At 58.0% G+C, this 16206-nt stretch carries 16 protein-coding genes; 7 read left to right on the forward strand and 9 right to left on the reverse strand.

What is annotated here, in order from left to right:
* Positions 1-359: 359 nt before the first annotated feature.
* The 3 genes from ACZ5SR_RS12435 to ACZ5SR_RS12445 all read right to left on the reverse strand — a co-directional run bounded on the left by ACZ5SR_RS12435 (position 360) and on the right by ACZ5SR_RS12445 (position 1621).
* On the reverse strand, positions 360-743 hold the full coding sequence (locus tag ACZ5SR_RS12435; protein ID WP_464448971.1) for a DUF6362 family protein: 384 nt from the start codon (positions 741-743) through the stop codon (positions 360-362).
* Between the two features lie 93 nt (positions 744-836).
* Positions 837-1334, reverse strand: coding sequence for a hypothetical protein (locus ACZ5SR_RS12440; protein ID WP_464448972.1), 498 nt, complete (start codon positions 1332-1334; stop codon positions 837-839).
* 14 nt (positions 1335-1348) lie between these two features.
* A complete protein-coding gene (locus tag ACZ5SR_RS12445; protein WP_464448973.1) occupies positions 1349-1621 on the reverse strand; it encodes a helix-turn-helix transcriptional regulator in 273 nt (90 codons plus the stop codon).
* A 195-nt stretch (positions 1622-1816) separates the two neighbouring features.
* On the opposite strand from ACZ5SR_RS12445, the gene ACZ5SR_RS12450 reads away from it, so the two are divergent.
* A complete protein-coding gene (locus ACZ5SR_RS12450) occupies positions 1817-2410 on the forward strand; it encodes a DUF6088 family protein (protein ID WP_464448974.1) in 594 nt (197 codons plus the stop codon).
* A gap of 64 nt (positions 2411-2474) precedes the next feature.
* Here ACZ5SR_RS12450 and ACZ5SR_RS12455 read toward each other — a convergent pair whose 3' ends face one another.
* The 4 genes from ACZ5SR_RS12455 to ACZ5SR_RS12470 form a co-directional block, all read right to left on the reverse strand.
* Entirely contained in the window at positions 2475-3218 is a 744-nt protein-coding gene (locus ACZ5SR_RS12455) for a hypothetical protein (protein WP_464448975.1), read from the reverse strand.
* The gene (locus tag ACZ5SR_RS12460; RefSeq protein WP_464451121.1) at positions 3212-4216 is read right to left on the reverse strand and encodes a hypothetical protein; all 1005 of its coding nucleotides are present in this window, start codon (positions 4214-4216) and stop codon (positions 3212-3214) included. The genes ACZ5SR_RS12455 and ACZ5SR_RS12460 overlap by 7 nt, the downstream gene beginning before the upstream one ends.
* A gap of 67 nt (positions 4217-4283) precedes the next feature.
* Positions 4284-5243: a hypothetical protein gene (locus ACZ5SR_RS12465; protein ID WP_464448977.1), complete on the reverse strand. Its 960-nt coding sequence runs from the start codon at positions 5241-5243 to the stop codon at positions 4284-4286.
* Between the two features lie 7 nt (positions 5244-5250).
* Positions 5251-6495, reverse strand: a complete 1245-nt coding sequence (locus ACZ5SR_RS12470) for a hypothetical protein (protein ID WP_464448978.1) — start codon at positions 6493-6495, stop codon at positions 5251-5253.
* A gap of 532 nt (positions 6496-7027) precedes the next feature.
* Between ACZ5SR_RS12470 and ACZ5SR_RS12475 the strand changes: the two genes are divergently transcribed.
* Genes ACZ5SR_RS12475 through ACZ5SR_RS12485 form a run of 3 tightly spaced genes read left to right on the forward strand, consistent with a single transcriptional unit; the run spans position 7028 to position 9284 of the window.
* The gene (locus ACZ5SR_RS12475) at positions 7028-7504 is read left to right on the forward strand and encodes a DUF2924 domain-containing protein (protein ID WP_464448979.1); all 477 of its coding nucleotides are present in this window, start codon (positions 7028-7030) and stop codon (positions 7502-7504) included.
* The gene (locus tag ACZ5SR_RS12480) at positions 7501-8844 is read left to right on the forward strand and encodes a recombinase family protein (protein WP_464448980.1); all 1344 of its coding nucleotides are present in this window, start codon (positions 7501-7503) and stop codon (positions 8842-8844) included. The genes ACZ5SR_RS12475 and ACZ5SR_RS12480 overlap by 4 nt, the downstream gene beginning before the upstream one ends.
* Positions 8841-9284 (forward strand): hypothetical protein, encoded by a 444-nt coding sequence (locus ACZ5SR_RS12485; RefSeq protein ID WP_464448981.1) that lies wholly within the window; start codon positions 8841-8843, stop codon positions 9282-9284. The genes ACZ5SR_RS12480 and ACZ5SR_RS12485 overlap by 4 nt, the downstream gene beginning before the upstream one ends.
* 158 nt (positions 9285-9442) lie before the next feature.
* Here ACZ5SR_RS12485 and ACZ5SR_RS12490 read toward each other — a convergent pair whose 3' ends face one another.
* Together ACZ5SR_RS12490 and ACZ5SR_RS12495 are read right to left on the reverse strand one after the other, a co-directional pair.
* On the reverse strand, positions 9443-11821 hold the full coding sequence (locus tag ACZ5SR_RS12490; RefSeq protein ID WP_464451122.1) for a hypothetical protein: 2379 nt from the start codon (positions 11819-11821) through the stop codon (positions 9443-9445).
* Between the two features lie 651 nt (positions 11822-12472).
* On the reverse strand, positions 12473-12934 hold the full coding sequence (locus tag ACZ5SR_RS12495; protein ID WP_464448983.1) for a helix-turn-helix domain-containing protein: 462 nt from the start codon (positions 12932-12934) through the stop codon (positions 12473-12475).
* A gap of 240 nt (positions 12935-13174) precedes the next feature.
* On the opposite strand from ACZ5SR_RS12495, the gene ACZ5SR_RS12500 reads away from it, so the two are divergent.
* The 3 genes from ACZ5SR_RS12500 to ACZ5SR_RS12510 all read left to right on the forward strand — a co-directional run bounded on the left by ACZ5SR_RS12500 (position 13175) and on the right by ACZ5SR_RS12510 (position 15947).
* The gene (locus ACZ5SR_RS12500) at positions 13175-13678 is read left to right on the forward strand and encodes a hypothetical protein (protein ID WP_464448984.1); all 504 of its coding nucleotides are present in this window, start codon (positions 13175-13177) and stop codon (positions 13676-13678) included.
* The gene (locus ACZ5SR_RS12505; RefSeq protein ID WP_464448985.1) at positions 13671-14411 is read left to right on the forward strand and encodes a Fic family protein; all 741 of its coding nucleotides are present in this window, start codon (positions 13671-13673) and stop codon (positions 14409-14411) included. The genes ACZ5SR_RS12500 and ACZ5SR_RS12505 overlap by 8 nt, the downstream gene beginning before the upstream one ends.
* Before the next feature lie 78 nt (positions 14412-14489).
* Positions 14490-15947 (forward strand): recombinase family protein, encoded by a 1458-nt coding sequence (locus tag ACZ5SR_RS12510; protein ID WP_464448986.1) that lies wholly within the window; start codon positions 14490-14492, stop codon positions 15945-15947.
* The last annotated feature ends 259 nt before the right edge of the window (positions 15948-16206 follow it).

Below are 16206 nucleotides of genomic sequence, written 5' to 3' on the forward strand. Positions count from 1 at the left end.
CTGTGCGTACCCGGTGCGTACGCGTACCCGGATTTTGGGGCTATCGGTAGCGAAATCTCGCGCTGTTGCCCCCCGCATAGCATCGCGGCCAGGAAGGACCCGTAGATTTCGTGAGCTGGTGCTTGGTGTAGCGGGACTGGGGGGCTCGTTCGAGGCCTTGATCGCTTAGTGCACTCAGTGCGGTGCGTTCAAGGCCTCACCATAGCCGTAAATGTAGACCCGAATCGCCGAAATGTTGCACGGGTCAAAAGGGCCTCAAGCCCGCACATTTACCCTGCGATTCGATTAGCGCCGCGCACGCGATTTAAAACACGCTAATTCCCTCAAGGCGCGCGCGGCTTGCCCGGTTCAGGGTTTGATCAACGCACCTGGTTGAGCCGATCGGTGATGACTTGCATGTCGCGCTTCCAGCGCCGCCAGGCTGTGGTGCGGTCACAGGCAAAGCGCCTGCTGATTTCCTGCCAGTCGTAGCGCTTGGCGCGCATCCACACCAACAGCCGCTCATCGACTTCCAGCACCTGCACCCAGTGCATGACCTCGAGCATGAGCTCGACATCCTTGGGCGAAGGCGGGGGCAGCCGATAGAGCTTGTCTCGGTCCGGATAGCCTTCGAGCTCGCTGCGCACGATCACAGGCCAGGCGCTGACATAGCCTTGTACGGCCACTCGGGGCAAGCGCCTGGCGGTTCGGGCTGCCTCCGTGAACCGGTCAGCCACGGCTTCTAAGGTCCAGAGCTCAACCATGGTCAGGTGTCTGGGCATGTGAGTGATAAGAATCGTGGTTCATGAATGGATCTCGGTTCAGTGTTCAATGGATGTAGCTAGCGATTACCGGGTTCACAGTGGGCTTGCAAGCTGGCGCTCGCCGGCCCAGCGAATGCGGAACTGCGGCTCGGTGATGCGCGCTTGGCGAGCTGGCTCAAATGCGGCCTTGAGCATCGGGTGCCAGCGGGTGTAGTCAGCCTCCGTGACAGACAGCTCTACCCGCATGAAGTCCTGGACGCGGTCACCGGCTGCCACCATCCGATCGGCAATCTCGGACAGGTGCTTTTGATCCCAAGTGACTTCCAAGGGCTGGCTCATCTCGATCTGCAAATCGCCGTCATCGATGTGAAGTCGCTGGGACTCGCCCTGCCCCATCACGTCCGCTTGCCGGATGTGTTCGGCATAACGAATTTCCATGGCACGGTTGATGCGCTGGCGCATCTGCTCGCTCCAGTGCTGCAGTTGCTCCACGGCCAGGCTGAAATGGACAAGCTCGTCTTTGGCCAGGCGACTGATCTGGTTTTCTGAGAGGTCAGGCAGGGCTGCCTCGTGCAATTGAAGGTGGTTCATGGTGCGAGGTCCTTTCAGCCGTTGGCCTTTTGGGAGGTGGAGACGTGCTGGACGCCGTTTTCGAAAGCAATGACAGCTTTGACGGGATAACTGACCCGCTTGCCCAGCTTGAGGTAGTGCGGGCCACGGCCTTCCATGCGCCAACGCTGCAGGGTCTTGGGGCTCATGCCCCAGCGCGAAGCCAGGTCGGCCTCCGTGAGCACTACCTTGTCAGGGAGCGTGGCCTGGGTGGCGGCAATGACGTGAAGCGGCTGAGACGCTCCGGGAGCTGGTGTTGTGAGCAGCATGTTCACTCCTTTCAGTGAGTAGAGGGACAACGCTGCTATTGCAAAAAATCACCTCAGAACTGATAAGGAGGAGATTGAAGAACTGGGGCTGGTATCGCCAGTTCTTGGATCACTCCCCGGCGTCATCGCGTGAGATGCCCGGGTTTTGCCTTTTGTCAGATTCGGTAGTAAACTTCTGACAAACGAGTCGACATCATGAGCCTTCTTGCCCAAACCATACTCACGCAAGCGCAATCCCTCCAGGAGGGAGGCCTGTTGTCGCCCAAAGAGTTCTTACACCTGGGCTCGCGTGCAGCGGTCGATCAGGCGCTGTGCCGCTTGGTACGTGAAGGCACGCTACTTCGGGTGGGTCGGGGCACTTATTCGATGCCAGTACAAGGCCGCTTTGGTGTACGGCCACCCTCCACTGAATCGGTGGTGGAAGCGATCGAATCCAACAGCGGCGAGACTGTAGTGGCCAGCGGCGCGGCCGAGGCCAATGCTCTGGGGTTGACCACGCAGGTACCTACACGCGAGGTCTACCTGACCTCTGGACCGTCGCGGCGCTTGCAGCTGGGGAGCCGCGATGTTGAACTCAAACACGGCAACCGATGTCAAATGCTGCTGGGTAAGCGCCCAGCTGGCAAGGCCATACGCGCGCTCATCTGGCTAGGGCCAGAGCACGCGCCTGCAGCGCTGCGTGTGCTCAGAGGCAAGTTGTCTAGCCAAGAGTGGGAGGCCATACGCCAGGCGCGCGCTGGTTTGCCTAGCTGGATGGCCAAAGCAGTCAGCGAGGTGACCTTTGGCTGATTCGTGGTTTTTCTGAGCCGCACTGACCAAGCTGTCAGACCGGTCCAGTAAATAATGTTCAAGCTTAGGCTTTTGTTAAACCGTAAGCAGCGGAAATACGCTCCAGCGCAAGTGCGTATTTTCTCGGATCCAAATCAGCAACACGCTCGACAAACCCCTGCATGTCTGCCTGCACCTTGAAAGGTACTTCAAGGGTGACGCCCGGTCTGAGTAGCGATGACAACTGGACCAGGTCGGCCAGATGCTTGTTGATTTTTCTGGAGTCAATGACCTCGCCTTGTGCCGCGCGCAGCGTCATCTCCATCCATGCGATAGCCTTCAAGGGAATCAGCCTGTCCTCGCCCACCCATGATGGAAGACCGTCCTTGTTGCGGCGACCATTGAGCACGAATTGGTAGTAATCCTCGTCCAGCAAGATAGCGGACAAGCTGGAGATCTGTTCGTCGAAGGGGATGGGCGTCAGATGGCCGGAAGGTGCGAAGCTAACCTCATCTGGCACACGCGAAAACAACTCCAGCATATAAGGGAAGTCATAGTCCAGCGGTTTTTGGAATCTGTACAGACAAGGCTTTTTTTGAACTTCACCCTCTTGTATCTGATACCCACCCGCCTGCACAAAAGCCCAGAACTGACGGCCAAATTCCGGGGTGAGCATTTCAATATGCAGGACGATGTCCAGATCCTTGGTGCCGCGAAACTCAAGCCCCTCTTGGGCCATAGTGATCTTGGCTGCGGTCCCGCCGATCAAGACGTACTGATCCTCGAAATCCTTGAACCAGGCCTGAAAGACCGACAGCCCTCTCACCATGGAAACTGCTCCTCCAACTCATCCAGGGCCATTTGAATCCGATCGTCGGCGCTGTCTTTGAGGCTGACCCACAAAGAAAGCGGGTCAACCACGTTTGTCTTAACCTGCATGGCCGGCACATAGCGCCAAACCTGAACGGCTAACCCATCAGCCACTTCACCGGGCTCGAAGAAGACACCTCGCTGCCGAGCTTGTGCAACTGCAGACGACGCAATAGCGACCACGCGCTGCCGTGGTTCGTTGATCATGGTCAAGCGAGCCAATGCATCCTCGCCAGAGATCATGGCCCCCGGCAGGTTCAAGATGTCGGCATCGAAAGTCCACAAAGTTTTTTGCACGGGCGTGCGCAGATATGGCTTGGCCTGATCCCACAAGTCACGGCGGCTGGCCTTGAGTTGCAGATATTTGGAACGGCCTTGCTGCAACAAGTCCAAAAGCTCGAACTCCACCAGTTCGCGAATCGCACGCGTGGCAGTCATGGCGGCGTACCCCATGGCAGCAGCATCGTCAAAGGGATGCCAGATCTCGTCCACGGGGTGGTGCAGCAAGAACCAAATCAGCAAGGCTTGGGTTGATGGGCTCAGATGCTGCGAATGCCGCTGGACAGTGGGCGCTCCAAACTGCTCACTCAAAATCATGCCCAGCTTTGGCGCAAACAGTTGCTTGCCAGGCACGACAAAGGCAATGTCGCGTTGAATTAGCTGCTTGCGCTCACCCGGGCTAAGGCCCGGCATGGCGACAATCAGTGGGGATGGAAATGCCTCACGGATGCGCTGCGTACTTAGCTCAATTTGCTCAACCGGCATTGGTTGGGAGTGCTTGAGGCAGGCCAAGGTGATCTGATGCCCATGGACGCCACCAGTCATGATGTCGTAGGCGTCTTGCACAAAGTACGGTAGCTCAGCTGCCTGGGGACTGGGGTGCAGGCACACCGCCCCCTCGCCAAGAACCTGGTTGAGGTACTGGACGGTTCTCTGGGGCAGAGGTCTTTCTAACATATAAAATAACTATAACATTAAAATTGTTAGACGTCAAATTCAATGTTATATCATCCGACCATGACACTCAATCAGCCCAAACCAGTTGGTACAGCCCAAGCCGTCGTTGACGAACAACCAGGCGCTCGTAGGCATGCAACGGCCCCTCGTAGGCCGGATCGCCCCGGTTGGCCGCTTTGATCTTGAAAAGATCCAACGGGCGGTCGCTGGCCAAGCCGGCCTCACGCATGAGGAGCTCTGCGGTCTGGGCTTGATGGCGGTGTTTCCACAGCACGGCGAACAATCGGCTCTGGGCGCCCGACAAGCGGATCGGACCGTGCGGCCAGTCGTCCAACACCGCCATGCCGAAGTCGCTGGTGAACGGGCCATGGACCGCGTACGCTGCGCCGGGCTCTTGGACACGAGCACCCTGCTCTGCATCCAGTGGCACATGTCGCAGTGCCAGGCCATGAATGGCAAAACGGTCTTCCAAATGCCACCAGGTGGCAGTTCCCGCCAGCGGCTCCATGGACGCCGGGCCAAATGGGCGTGGCGTGATCACCCAACTATTGCGACGTGGTTCGTGGCCATGGAAGATCTTGAGGGCTTGCGACATCACGCCATCGATCTCGCGCCCCAGCACCACAGGTCTGCGTTTGTGCGTACCAATGTCCCACACACCCTCAACCACAGGAGTGACCGGAGCACTGGCATCAATGCTGAGCGCGCCACGCAGCTTGCGGATGAGCCATTGGTCGTCCAGCCGCCAACTGCGCAGACTGGCTGGATCCAGGAACGTGGGCCCGCAATCTGGGCATTGCACCATCAGCCCATCGTGGCGGCGAAATACGCGCCCGCGGTACAGACCGCAGTAGTCGCACAGCGCATCTGTAGTCTGTGTAGGCCCGGGGAGGACAGCCTTGACTTCCTGCAGCAGGTGGAGGCACTCGCGCTGGGTGGGAGTGAAGGTGTTTTCCGTGGAAAGGCCTCCACGGGAGAAAAGCATGCCGGCCAGGCCCATGGCCCGTTGATGAAGGGTCGAGTCCATGATCGCCTCAGCCAAACAGGTCGCTATGCAAGGTCCTGCCCGGCGGGGTCGCGATACCACTGGGTTTGAGCACTTGCTGGTCCTGCAGGATGCCCAGTTGCACCAAATAGCCTTCGAGCTGGGCGCGCAACTTCTCATCGAACTTGTGCAGATTCAGCCGGCCACGACTGGTGACTTCAATGCTCACGACCGAGCAGCGGCTGCGGCCTGGCTCCGGCGCGAGGTAAAAATTCAGCGTGGCGGCTTGGATGGACCATCCACGCTTGAGCGGGTTATCAGCCCCGAAGTAGTCCTTCAAAAGCTCGGTCACACAGCGCTGGTCGCTCACCGCACTGGCCACGCACTCCATCTTGAGCCGGCCGCACTCGCTTACCACCACTACGTTCTTGACCTGCATGGCCACAAAACCATCTTCGATCGCCTGCGGGACGTTCAGTCCCAAGCGCAGACCGGACAGATCCAATCTGGGCGCCAGGATGCGCTGCGCATCGGTGTTGGCCCCCAGCAAATGGCGGGCAAATGCATCGCACAACATGGCGTGGTATCTGGCACCACCCCGAATGATGGTTCGGGCCACACCTGTCGCGGGGGAGTACTCCAGAGCCATGTGAATGTTGGGACTGCCCACGCGCCGCTGGAGCTGGCTGCCTTCAAATTCCAGCCGGGCGGTGGCCAAGTCCTTGGCATGGACTGAGATCAGCTGGGTGCCTCGGGCCCGCTCAAGCAGGTTGACGACGCACACCTCGCCGCAACCCAGCTCTCGCTGATAGAAGCCCTTGATGGCTTCTGCGAAAGCGGCCAGTGCCTCTTCCTCCTGAAGGACCGGACGGCTGATGCCGAGATCATGATGCTGGGCTTGTGGCTCGTGGTGGTCGAGGTATTCGATCTCGGCGGCGGCATCAAACAGGTCAGGGTGGTGCACATAGAGCCAAAACGCTCGGTGCAAATCGCTCTTGCAAGCAATCAGACCCATCAACTCGGCGGCCCTCTCATGGGCCGCCTGAAACAGGGCCTGTTTGCCCAGAGGGTGGGCCAGCGAGGCACTGGCGTGGAGACCCGCCACGATACGGTCGCGCAAGGCCGTTTCAGGGTGACTTTGCACCAAGCGGATGAGTCGCCGTGAGGTGGCGGTGTTGTCGCTCCACTCCCAGCCTGCTGGCAGGGGCAGCGCGTGGCGCTCCAGAAATGTCTTGAGCGTGTCGTCGACGGGCAGACTGAGCAAGATGTCTGCGTAGGTCAGTGGTTTGCTCACCGGTTGTCTCCTCGTTCTTGTTTTTTTCAGTGCATGGGGCCCCCACCCAAATCCGCGCTCCGTCGCCTTGGAATCCGGTTACCAAATGTCACTAATGCTGGATGAATGTACAGTATTTGCAAAATCTGTCAAAAGGGCTTCTCCAAGCCTTGTGCTGTCTAGAGTTGGGGAGTTGAACTGAGGATTGATGCGGGTCTGATGGTCGTTGTTCCCCTTTGGACCGCTAAAACACGTTACCTGTGAGGGGGGTGGTTTTTACGATTCGATGGTGTTTGTCTCAGTCACCTGTGCCCACCATGAATCCCGAAACCTCTCCCCTTCGAACACAGCCCCCAAGGCATCCCACGAAAAGCAATCACCTGAGCCTGCAGCAAATCGCAGCGCACATTGGGCAGGCCGTCGCCGAGCAGCGGCGCAGCATTGCCCAAGCCCACAGCAGTCGGCTTTATGCGACTGACCTAGACGAGTTTCTGGACATCGTTGGCCACCAGAGCGTGAATACAAACCACTCTCAACCTCATGGAGCCCAAAGATGAAAAACCCAGACAACCACCCGGTGCGTTCGGCCACCAAAACCTTGCAGGTCAGCCAGCAGATTGCCGCCCTGCCAGAGCTGCCCATGGCAGAGCTTTGGAAGCTGTGGGATCAGCACTTTCAGAGTCGACCTACCCACCCCAACCGCAAGTTCCTCGAGTCCCGGCTGGCGTACCGCATCCAAGAGGCGGTTTTTGGTGGCTTGCCAATTACCACCCGAAGCTTGCTGACCGAATTTGGCGAACGTCTTTCCAAAATCCGCTCTGGACCGCGCAAAGCCAATGCGCTGCTACCAGGCACCGTCTTGCTGCGTGAATACGACGGCCAGGAATACCGGGTCACCGTCTTGGCCGATGGCCGCTACGAGATTGACGGCAGGGTCTTCAAGAGTCTTTCGGGCATCGCTCGCATGATTTCAGGCACCAACTGGTCAGGCGCGTCGTTCTTTCATCTCAGGGAGAAAAGAAAGTCATGAGCCAAGCCACAGAAAAAATCACACCCAAGCGCTGCGCGGTTTACTGCCGCGTGTCGTCTGACGAACGGCTGGACCAGACTTTCAACTCGATCGATGCACAGCGCGAAGCTGGGGCGGCATTCGTGGCAAGCCAGAAAGCCGAGGGCTGGAGCTTGGTGCCTGACGCCTATGAAGACCCAGGCTTTTCTGGCGGCAACATGGAGCGCCCGGGATTGAAGCGCCTGCTCGATGACATCAAGGCCGGCAAGGTCGACATCATCGTGGTCTACAAGATCGACCGGTTGTCGCGCTCACTGGCTGACTTTGCCAGGATGGTCGACCTCTTTGACAAGCACAAGGTCAGCTTCAGCTCGGTCACGCAACAGATCAATTCGGCGACCTCCATGGGGCGCTTGATGCTCAACGTGCTGCTGTCGTTTGCCCAGTTCGAGCGCGAGGTCACCAGCGAGCGCATCCGCGACAAGATCACCGCCTCCAAGCGAAAAGGCATGTGGATGGGAGGCCCCGTTCCGTTGGGCTACGTCGTGCTCAACCGCAAGTTGATCATCGAACCCAAGGAAGCCGAGACCGTTCGGTGGATCTACGACTCGTTTTTGGAGACGCACTCGACCACGCACATGGTTAAGAAGCTGGCCGACGAAGGCATCCGTAGCAAACGTGGAGCCCTTCTTTCCAAGCAGACAATTTACAAAATCCTGCACAACCGCATGTACCTGGGCATGCTCAACCACAAGGGGGCCCACTACAAAGGCGAGCATCCGCCCATCGTGGACCAATCCGTTTGGGACAAGGTACAGGCCATCATGGCGGTGGACCCCAAAAAACGCCACCGCCAATCCCACGGCATGGCCAGCGACCATCTGCTGCGCGGAATGCTTTACACCGAGCTAGGCGAGCTATACCTGCCCACGACCACCCACAAGCGCGGGGGCCAGGCCTACCGGTATTACGTGGTCAATAAGAACCACAACATTGGCGCCGGCATGGGCTCCACGGGCAACTTGGCTGCAGGCACGGTGGAAACGGCGGTTATGGAGCAGGTATTTGAGGTGCTGCGCACCGGTCAGATGGTGCACCGCTATTGGGAGCACATTCGATCGGTCAACCCAGAGCTGAGCGAGCCAGAGGTGGTGGTCACGCTGTTTCAGCGCACGGCCGCCGTTTGGAATCAGCTCTTTCCCGATGTCAAAAGGGACATCGTGCGCAGCCTACTCAAGCGCGTGACCGTTCACCCCAAAGGCATCACCCTGGACTGGCGCTACGAGGCATGGGGCGCATTCATCGGTGAGCTCACGCCGGGCACTACGGCACGAGAAATGAATGAGATGGAGTTCGCATGAAAAAACAACGCTCCACCGACACACCCGTGCAACTACCGGACTTTCCCCCGCCCTCGACTTTTATTCCGATACGCTTTAAAAAGCGTGGCGGCAAGGCGGTGGTGATTCGGCCAGAGGAAGAAGCGGCCAAGCTGGCACAAATCCCGAACCTACCCAACAACGTCCTGCTCACCGCCCTGGCCCGAGCCCTCTATTGGCAAAAGCTGATGGATAAAGGACTGGTTGAGAGCGGCAGCGACATCGCCCGCAAGGAGGGGCTGGATGCGAGCACAGTGAATGAGCTGCTGCGGCTAACGCTGCTAGATCCGTACATCGTTGACGACATCATGGCCGGTAGGCAGCCGGCCGAACTGACGGCCAAGTGGTTCTTTAGCCACCCTCTGCCGATCAATTGGCACGAGCAGCAAACCGTGGTGGCTCAACTGAGGCAGCGGTGGTGATGTAGCTCGGGAACGTATGCGTCAAACAACGGGTAAGCAGCGATAACTGCCTGTCAGCGGGACTGCGTTGAGGTACAGCTCTTGGGACTGTAGCGGTAGTTCACGTCTGGCTCCATTCCGGAGGTTCGGTCCGCGTGGCGATTCCTGGCGATTCGGGCTTACCGCTGGCCACGGCTTCTCTTCGCGCGCGTTTGCCTGCGGCGCTCGAATGCCGCGTGCCAGTCCTCTTGCCAAGACGGTAACCCGAGGTAGATCTGCTGGCTGGCATTGCAGTGCTCCATTAGCGTATGCACGTTCTGGAATCGCTTTTGCAATTCCGCATTCCAGCAAAGAGGCGGCCGCACCCAGGTCAGCAACTCTATGCCTGTGAGGATCAGCACAGGATTCACGGGTCGCTCCGCCTTCCAATACTTGCGTCCGAACTTTGTCAGGCGCTTGAGTGCTGCAATCTCCTCCTTGGTGAGACTCTCACGCAAAGTACTGAAGACCAGAATAGCCCCGGGGAACATCTCCGCGAGATAACGCATGCGCTGAAAGTCTTTGGGCTTGAAGGGTCCGTAGCTCTTGCATTCGCCGAACAAGATCCCCGCGGTGTCATCACCATAACTCCCGTCTCGCCAGAACATGGCGAGATCAGCTTCAAGATCCACCTTGCCCGGCGCTGTCGCCTCAAAACTCGGGACTGACGTACTCCGCCGCCCAGAGGTGACGCGCCCGGCAAGGGCCTCAAGCGTCAGGAGGACCGAGAATGCACCGTCCGCAAAGTTCGGCACGCTGAACGGACCGGCCGTCCTGTAGGACCAGCCACCTCGACCTTGGTCAATATTCCCTGCGGCGGGAAACGCGTTCAAGCACTTCGGGCAGTCGAGCTCTTCCTTTAGCGTCGCCACGGAAAACCAGCTGTTTCGCTGGCAATTAGGACACTTCGTCTGCAGTCCGAGCTTGAAGATGCCCTTTTGAATGAACCACTCGTAGCGATCGGCGTTTAGCTTTCTCTTTACCTCGGCTACGGAGACTTCCCGCTCCGCGACTATCCTGTCATCTTTCTGCGCGCCGCCCCTGCTGACCATCCCGCCGTTCATGTGCTCGATCAAGGCCAGAACATCCTTGTCTGCGAGCATGCCGACTGCACCGCCGAGGCGTTTGTAAATCTGCTTGGCCAGAATACCTGGGCTCGAAAGTTTCGCGTCCCAGCCGCGATCTTTCAGCCAGGCGAAGAAGATCTTCTCCGACTCAGGTGGCTTGCGCGACTCGCCCGACACGCGGCTGACAATCCGGGCGAGGCCATGGCGTCCTACGCGCCACTCGCCATAGTGCCCGATGTTGCCGGCAATAGCCTGCAGTAGCTGGTTCCCCTCGACCTTTGGGTAGACCTCAGCCAAGTGTTCATCGGCCCCATAGAGGCGCAAGTCGAACTCGTTCACGCATCGACCTTGACTCCAGTACCAGTTCTCGCGGCCAAACGACGGGATAAGGGATTTCAGTCGCATCGACAGATGCTCCTCGCCCTCGATGTCGATGGTTTCCTCATCCTCACCATACACATCTGCCACGCTACCATCCTTGCCGCGAGCCCATTCATCCCACAGCCTTGGGTACCAATGCTGAAGAGACATACGTTGCGTCGCGCCCCCCGCCTTCCCCTCCGCTGATGGAAGCGCCAGGGACTTCGCAAAGGCTTGCATCTCGTCCATCGTGCTGTGGCGACTTCGAATCAAGCTGGCGACATCGAAGCCATTGCCGTCCTTACCCCATGGGCGACGGTGCTCGTCGAAAAATTCAACAACTACCTGTCTGAAGGACTCCTCCTCCAAGAACTGCTTTGGCAGCGGGAGCACCTGACGTCCCGAGGCCCTGAGGTTCCAGAAGTCGACGACATCCTCGATCTTCGAGGCGTCCATGAAGAAAACCGAGCCGCTCTGACGAAAGCCTCTCCCGCCTTGCACGCGCGTCGCCCATTGCGTGACACGCTTTGGAAAGAGCACGTTCCCGTCTGTCAGCTCGCGGAACTTGTCCACGCGCACTTCCGGCTTAGAAATATCCAAGGCGTCCGCAAACTCCTTATCTATAGCGTCGGCAATGTGCTGCGGGTATTCGCCGAAGACGCTGGCCCAGAACAGGCCGAACCCCTTGGGTATGACGGGAACGATGGCCTTGAGCGGGTACTTCGCCTTGAACTTGAAGTGCTCCCGGAAGATATCAAGCAGAACATCGAGTACTCCGATACCGTAAGCGGGCTCGTTCGAATCTTTGTCTCGACCGCCGCTCCAGAAATTCTCCGGTTTGATGACCTTCAGCTTCGAGTCGAGGACGTACCTGGGTAACTCTTTTCCGAACTGGACTAGGATGTCTGGATCAAATCCGTCGAGGTATCCCTTCACAACGTCGTTCGCCGGAGGAGCCTTCAATGGCCCATCTCGCCAGCTCGCAGGCATGCGCTTGTGCACGGGGATAATCGGGAAAAACATGCCGCCCCACTGCGTGCTGGCCAAGCGGATGGCCTCGCGCACCTGCGAAGCGCTGTTCGGGTCAACCATGAGTGCCAGCTTAAGCGGCCGGACTTTTATGACTGCGGAACCGAGCATTTCTCCCTCCGTCTATTCTGTCCAACGCAGTCTACTCGGTGAACCGCTGATTCAGCCGTCGCCCCAACGCTTCTGGGCGTCTGGATAGACCCCTAATGACTGACTGCGCTGGAAGCGTGCCGCATATTGAGGCGGCGCCGAACTTCCGCATTCAGCCAATAAATTAGAGTTTCCAGAAGTTCGCTTGTAATCTGAAACGGCCATCCGATGCGGACTTAACGAAGATCCGCTCTCAGCCTGAAGGTGACCGTCGAACTCACAAAGACCAGGGTCCATCCGGTTTTTTTTATCAATCGCCACCTATTAGTATGGTTCAACTCGGGGTAAAAATGCCATATGTATCCTGCACTTAGCTCAATACCAGTCCCCAAGGCATACTGAGAAAAGTGAGAAAAATCGGCCCCTCGGCTGGACTAAAAGAACCGACCGAGGCAAGCCGCATCCGCAAGGCGATGCCCGGGAAGGCGCAACCACTGGGGCTTCCGGGCAAAAAAAAGGGGACTGAGAAAATTCAGTCCCCTAGTGAATGGTGGCAACGTCAATCATGATTGAGCGGCCATATGGCCCTTATTGGCCCTCATGAACCCCCTGGAGATAACACGTTCAGTGGGTCACCATGTCCTCGTCTTGCAGACTGGCGCGCCACTGGCCACGAGACTCCTTGACCACGATTTTTTGCTTGGCCAGGCGCTCGACGGTCTGCAGCCGTTCGACCGCCTTTGCGATGGGCTCACTGCCTTCGGCTTGGGCCGTGTAGAGCAGACGCACAAGCTTGTCCGCCCAGCGCGGCACCTTGCTAGTTTTTTCCCAACGCGCCACCGACTGGCCGTCGATGCCCATCAACTTGCCCAAAGCTGGCTGTGACAACAACATGCCCGCGCTGCGGATGTAGCGAAACTCGGCGCCCGTCAACAGCGAGGCCTTGCGGGTCAGCGCTATGCTGATTGAGCGCGTGAGGCCATCGAGGTTGTGAAAAGCCACGCCTTCGCCGTGGGGCGTCTTCTTGATTTCATATCCATTAGCCAGCCACACGTTGCGCAGCCCGCCATCTGTGTAGTGGTGCATCTCGGTCCTTTTTGATGCCCGTCCGGGTACTCAATTTCTGAGCTTAACCTATTGTTTTGATAGGCCTCGTTGTGCCAAGCTAAACCAATACCTTTGCTGCAACACACGCTAGCCCCCGACCATGCTGGACTCCGGCGACGCCTGGGTCGATGCTCACGGGAGTTCGGCTCAACATCGGCATAGAAATCTCCATAGACGATTGATCTACATAGTTTTTTCGTCAGTCGTATAATGAACCATATGAACATCGAAGGACGCATCTTGCAATCCCTCCGCCCTCGGCGGGACGGCGTTTTGCTGCGCTCAGACGTCAATGGGTTTGGTAGCCCCAGCCAGGTGTCTGCCGCGCTCAAAGCCTTGCTTCAAAAGGGACTCATCGTCCGACTCGATCGTGGTGTCTATGCCAAGCCCGACAAGGCCGAGCAGATGGGGCAACAAGCTTTGCGTGAACAGGCCATGGCCAAGATAGAACACCAACGGAGTCAAGAGCTCAAGCGAGCAAGGCGACGCCGCAGCGACCCCACTGCCATATATGTACGTCAGCTGGCCAAGCGCGAGGGCATTGTGTTTGCCCCAACTTATGCAGACCTTTGGGCCAAAGCCGTGACCAAGCTGGCTGGCGACGAGGTCAAAAGCGACAAAACAGATGACCTCCTCGTTGCACTGACACGGGCAGGCAAGCTCTCTCCCCGCGACATGACCCGACTGGTCATCGCGCACCATCGGAATCTGGCCCGTGTTTGACCCCTTTGGTGACTTTGCGACCGAGGGCTACCTGCGCAACTTCGACAAAGAGCAAGACCTGGAAATCGTCAAGATCGCCGAGCATGAACTGTTTCGAGCTCAGCTTCCAGTTGCCCTGGATTTTCTGGCCAAGAGACAGCGGATTGAGTACGACGACTTCTTAGAGGTGCACCACATTTTGTTCGAAGGTCTTTACCCTTGGGCCGGCAAAGATCGCGCCGAAGTCTTGCCGGACAGTGCCGTCAAAAAAGGTTCTCTCTACTTCTGCCACCCACGCGACTGTCGGCTGGCAGTCTCGGAGGGGTTGTCTTTGGCGCAAGACAAAAAGCTGATGAATCAACGCCCCGGCTTCATCATGGGCATGTTCGCGTATGGCCATCCCTTCCTTGACGGCAATGGGCGGACCATGTTGCTCGTTCATGCTGAGCTTTGCTTTCGCGCCAACATGTCGGTGAACTGGATGCGCACCAGCAAGCAACCGTATCTAGACGCACTCACCCAAGAAATTGAGACGCCAAACGATGGTCATCTGGATGCGTATTTGAAGCCGTTTATTGAGCCTCAAATTCCACGCGAGAGCTGGTTGCAGTCGGTCTCAGCACTACCGGGTCTTGACGGCATCGATGCGCAATCGGATGTATCGGCAGGCTACAGCGACCCTGCGGTCACAAGGGAATATCAAGAGTTCGAGCGCCGCCGCGCTTATCAGCTGGACAACGAACGCACGCGTTGACGCCCCACGTTGACGCCATAGGGTCTGAGCAAAATTGGCGAGATTGCCCATGCTTTCGTTCTGAGATGATGTGGTCTTATGGACCACGACACCCTCACCCCTCCCGGTGAAGCGATGACTTTGGCAGGGGTGCCAAATGGGCGGCGCTGCGCCATTTATGCGCGAGTGTCGGTGAGTAGCAGCGATACGGGCCTGAACTCTATCGACGCCCAAGTCCAGGCGTGTGAGGAGTTCATTCGCTCTCAACGCAGCCTGGGCTGGCACTTGGCAGCACCCGCCTTCCTTGACGATGGCTACTCCGGTGGCAACCTGGACCGCCCTGCCCTGATTGAGTTATTGAAAGAGGTAGAGGCTGGGCGATTTGACGCCGTGGTCGTGCACCGGCTCGATCGTCTGTGCCGCAGCGTCCGGGACATCTGTGACATCTTGCCGACTTTCACGCTCAAGCAGATCTCTTTGGTCAGTATTGCCCAAGCGTTTGACAGCGAGAGCCCGATGGGCCGCCTGACCCTGCACCTGCTGACATCGTTTGGTCAGTTCGAGCGGGAGTTGGCCGGGGAACGGACTGCAGACAAGGTGGCCATCACGCGTGCCAGTGGCAAGTGGCAGCGCAATGGCATCCCGTTGGGTTACGTCCTGAACGAAAAGCAAGCGCTCCAAGTGGACCCGGCAGAGGCGGCGGTCGTTCGCGACATCTTTGAGCGGGTTGCCGAGGGTGGGTCGGTGGCAGCTTTGCTCGAGGCGCTCAAGCTGCGGGGCTACCGCACCAAGTTACATGTGAGCGCCAACGGTAACCGGCACGGCGGCGAGCCCTTTAACCGCAACACCCTCAACCAGCTGCTGCGCAACCGGATGTACGTGGGTGAGGTGTTTTACAAAGAGGCGTGGCATCCCGCCGCGCACGAGCCCATCATTGATCAGGTCCTGTGGGATCGGGTGCAGGCCATCCGCGCCCAGCGCACAAGGTCCAGCGGCATCCCCCACGAGGACCGGCGCCTGGAGGACTTTCCCTTGAACCAGCGGCTGTTTTGGCACGACGGGCGCGCCTACAAGATGCACGTGTCCACCACGCCCAAGGGCCGACGCCACTGCTATTACGTAGGCCCTCAAACCGCAGAAGAAAAATCATCAGACACGGGGCCGTTGTCATTGGCCACCTCAGAAGTCCACGGGATCGTGGTCTCCCATTTGCGCGAGCGCTTCAAAAACCCCCAGCCCTGGCTGGACCAACTCCCACCAGACTGGGCCTCTCGAGCAGAGTTCGAACCTGCCCATGTCCGGCAGAACTTATCAGCCTTAGATACAAGCTGGCACTTATTTGTCGCCCCCGCAGTAGCGGGCCTTATTTATCAACTGGTGCGCAAAGTAGTTTTTTATCCAAATCAGATGGAGATACAAATCAATTGGCCGGGCTTATCCGAACTGCTGCGCATCGAATACAAAGCCGAGCCAGCGACCAAAAAACAAAAGGCTAGCCCCAAAGTCCGGGCCTCAGGCAAAGGGGCACCGAGTGCGCCAAACGATTTCACCAAGTGAAAAATCCCACTCTAAAAACGGCCGAAAAGTTTGTTTTGAGCGAATGCCCGAGCATTAGCATGGTCCAACTCAGGGCGCTAAAACCATATAAATCAAGCACTTAGCTGATAGAAAGTCCGCAAGGAAAACTGAGAATTTAGTGAGAAAACGGCCTTAGGGACGCCAAAATTTGAGAAAAATGCGAGCCGGTATCCGCAAGCCATATCGCCGCTACGGGGGGAAAATGGCAGAAAAAAACCAACCTAGAAAGGTTGGTTTT

The organism is Limnohabitans sp. TEGF002, from assembly GCF_055395845.1.

Coding starts and splice junctions, on each gene's coding strand:
- ACZ5SR_RS12435 (WP_464448971.1), bottom strand. CDS start 743: ATGGTTGAGCTCTGGACCTTAGAAGCCGTGGCTGACCGGTTCACGGAG.
- ACZ5SR_RS12440 (WP_464448972.1), bottom strand. CDS start 1,334: ATGAACCACCTTCAATTGCACGAGGCAGCCCTGCCTGACCTCTCAGAA.
- ACZ5SR_RS12445 (WP_464448973.1), bottom strand. CDS start 1,621: ATGCTGCTCACAACACCAGCTCCCGGAGCGTCTCAGCCGCTTCACGTC.
- ACZ5SR_RS12450 (WP_464448974.1), top strand. CDS start 1,817: ATGAGCCTTCTTGCCCAAACCATACTCACGCAAGCGCAATCCCTCCAG.
- ACZ5SR_RS12455 (WP_464448975.1), bottom strand. CDS start 3,218: ATGGTGAGAGGGCTGTCGGTCTTTCAGGCCTGGTTCAAGGATTTCGAG.
- ACZ5SR_RS12460 (WP_464451121.1), bottom strand. CDS start 4,216: ATGTTAGAAAGACCTCTGCCCCAGAGAACCGTCCAGTACCTCAACCAG.
- ACZ5SR_RS12465 (WP_464448977.1), bottom strand. CDS start 5,243: ATGGACTCGACCCTTCATCAACGGGCCATGGGCCTGGCCGGCATGCTT.
- ACZ5SR_RS12475 (WP_464448979.1), top strand. CDS start 7,028: ATGAAAAACCCAGACAACCACCCGGTGCGTTCGGCCACCAAAACCTTG.
- ACZ5SR_RS12480 (WP_464448980.1), top strand. CDS start 7,501: ATGAGCCAAGCCACAGAAAAAATCACACCCAAGCGCTGCGCGGTTTAC.
- ACZ5SR_RS12485 (WP_464448981.1), top strand. CDS start 8,841: ATGAAAAAACAACGCTCCACCGACACACCCGTGCAACTACCGGACTTT.
- ACZ5SR_RS12490 (WP_464451122.1), bottom strand. CDS start 11,821: ATGGTTGACCCGAACAGCGCTTCGCAGGTGCGCGAGGCCATCCGCTTG.
- ACZ5SR_RS12495 (WP_464448983.1), bottom strand. CDS start 12,934: ATGCACCACTACACAGATGGCGGGCTGCGCAACGTGTGGCTGGCTAAT.
- ACZ5SR_RS12500 (WP_464448984.1), top strand. CDS start 13,175: ATGAACATCGAAGGACGCATCTTGCAATCCCTCCGCCCTCGGCGGGAC.
- ACZ5SR_RS12510 (WP_464448986.1), top strand. CDS start 14,490: ATGGACCACGACACCCTCACCCCTCCCGGTGAAGCGATGACTTTGGCA.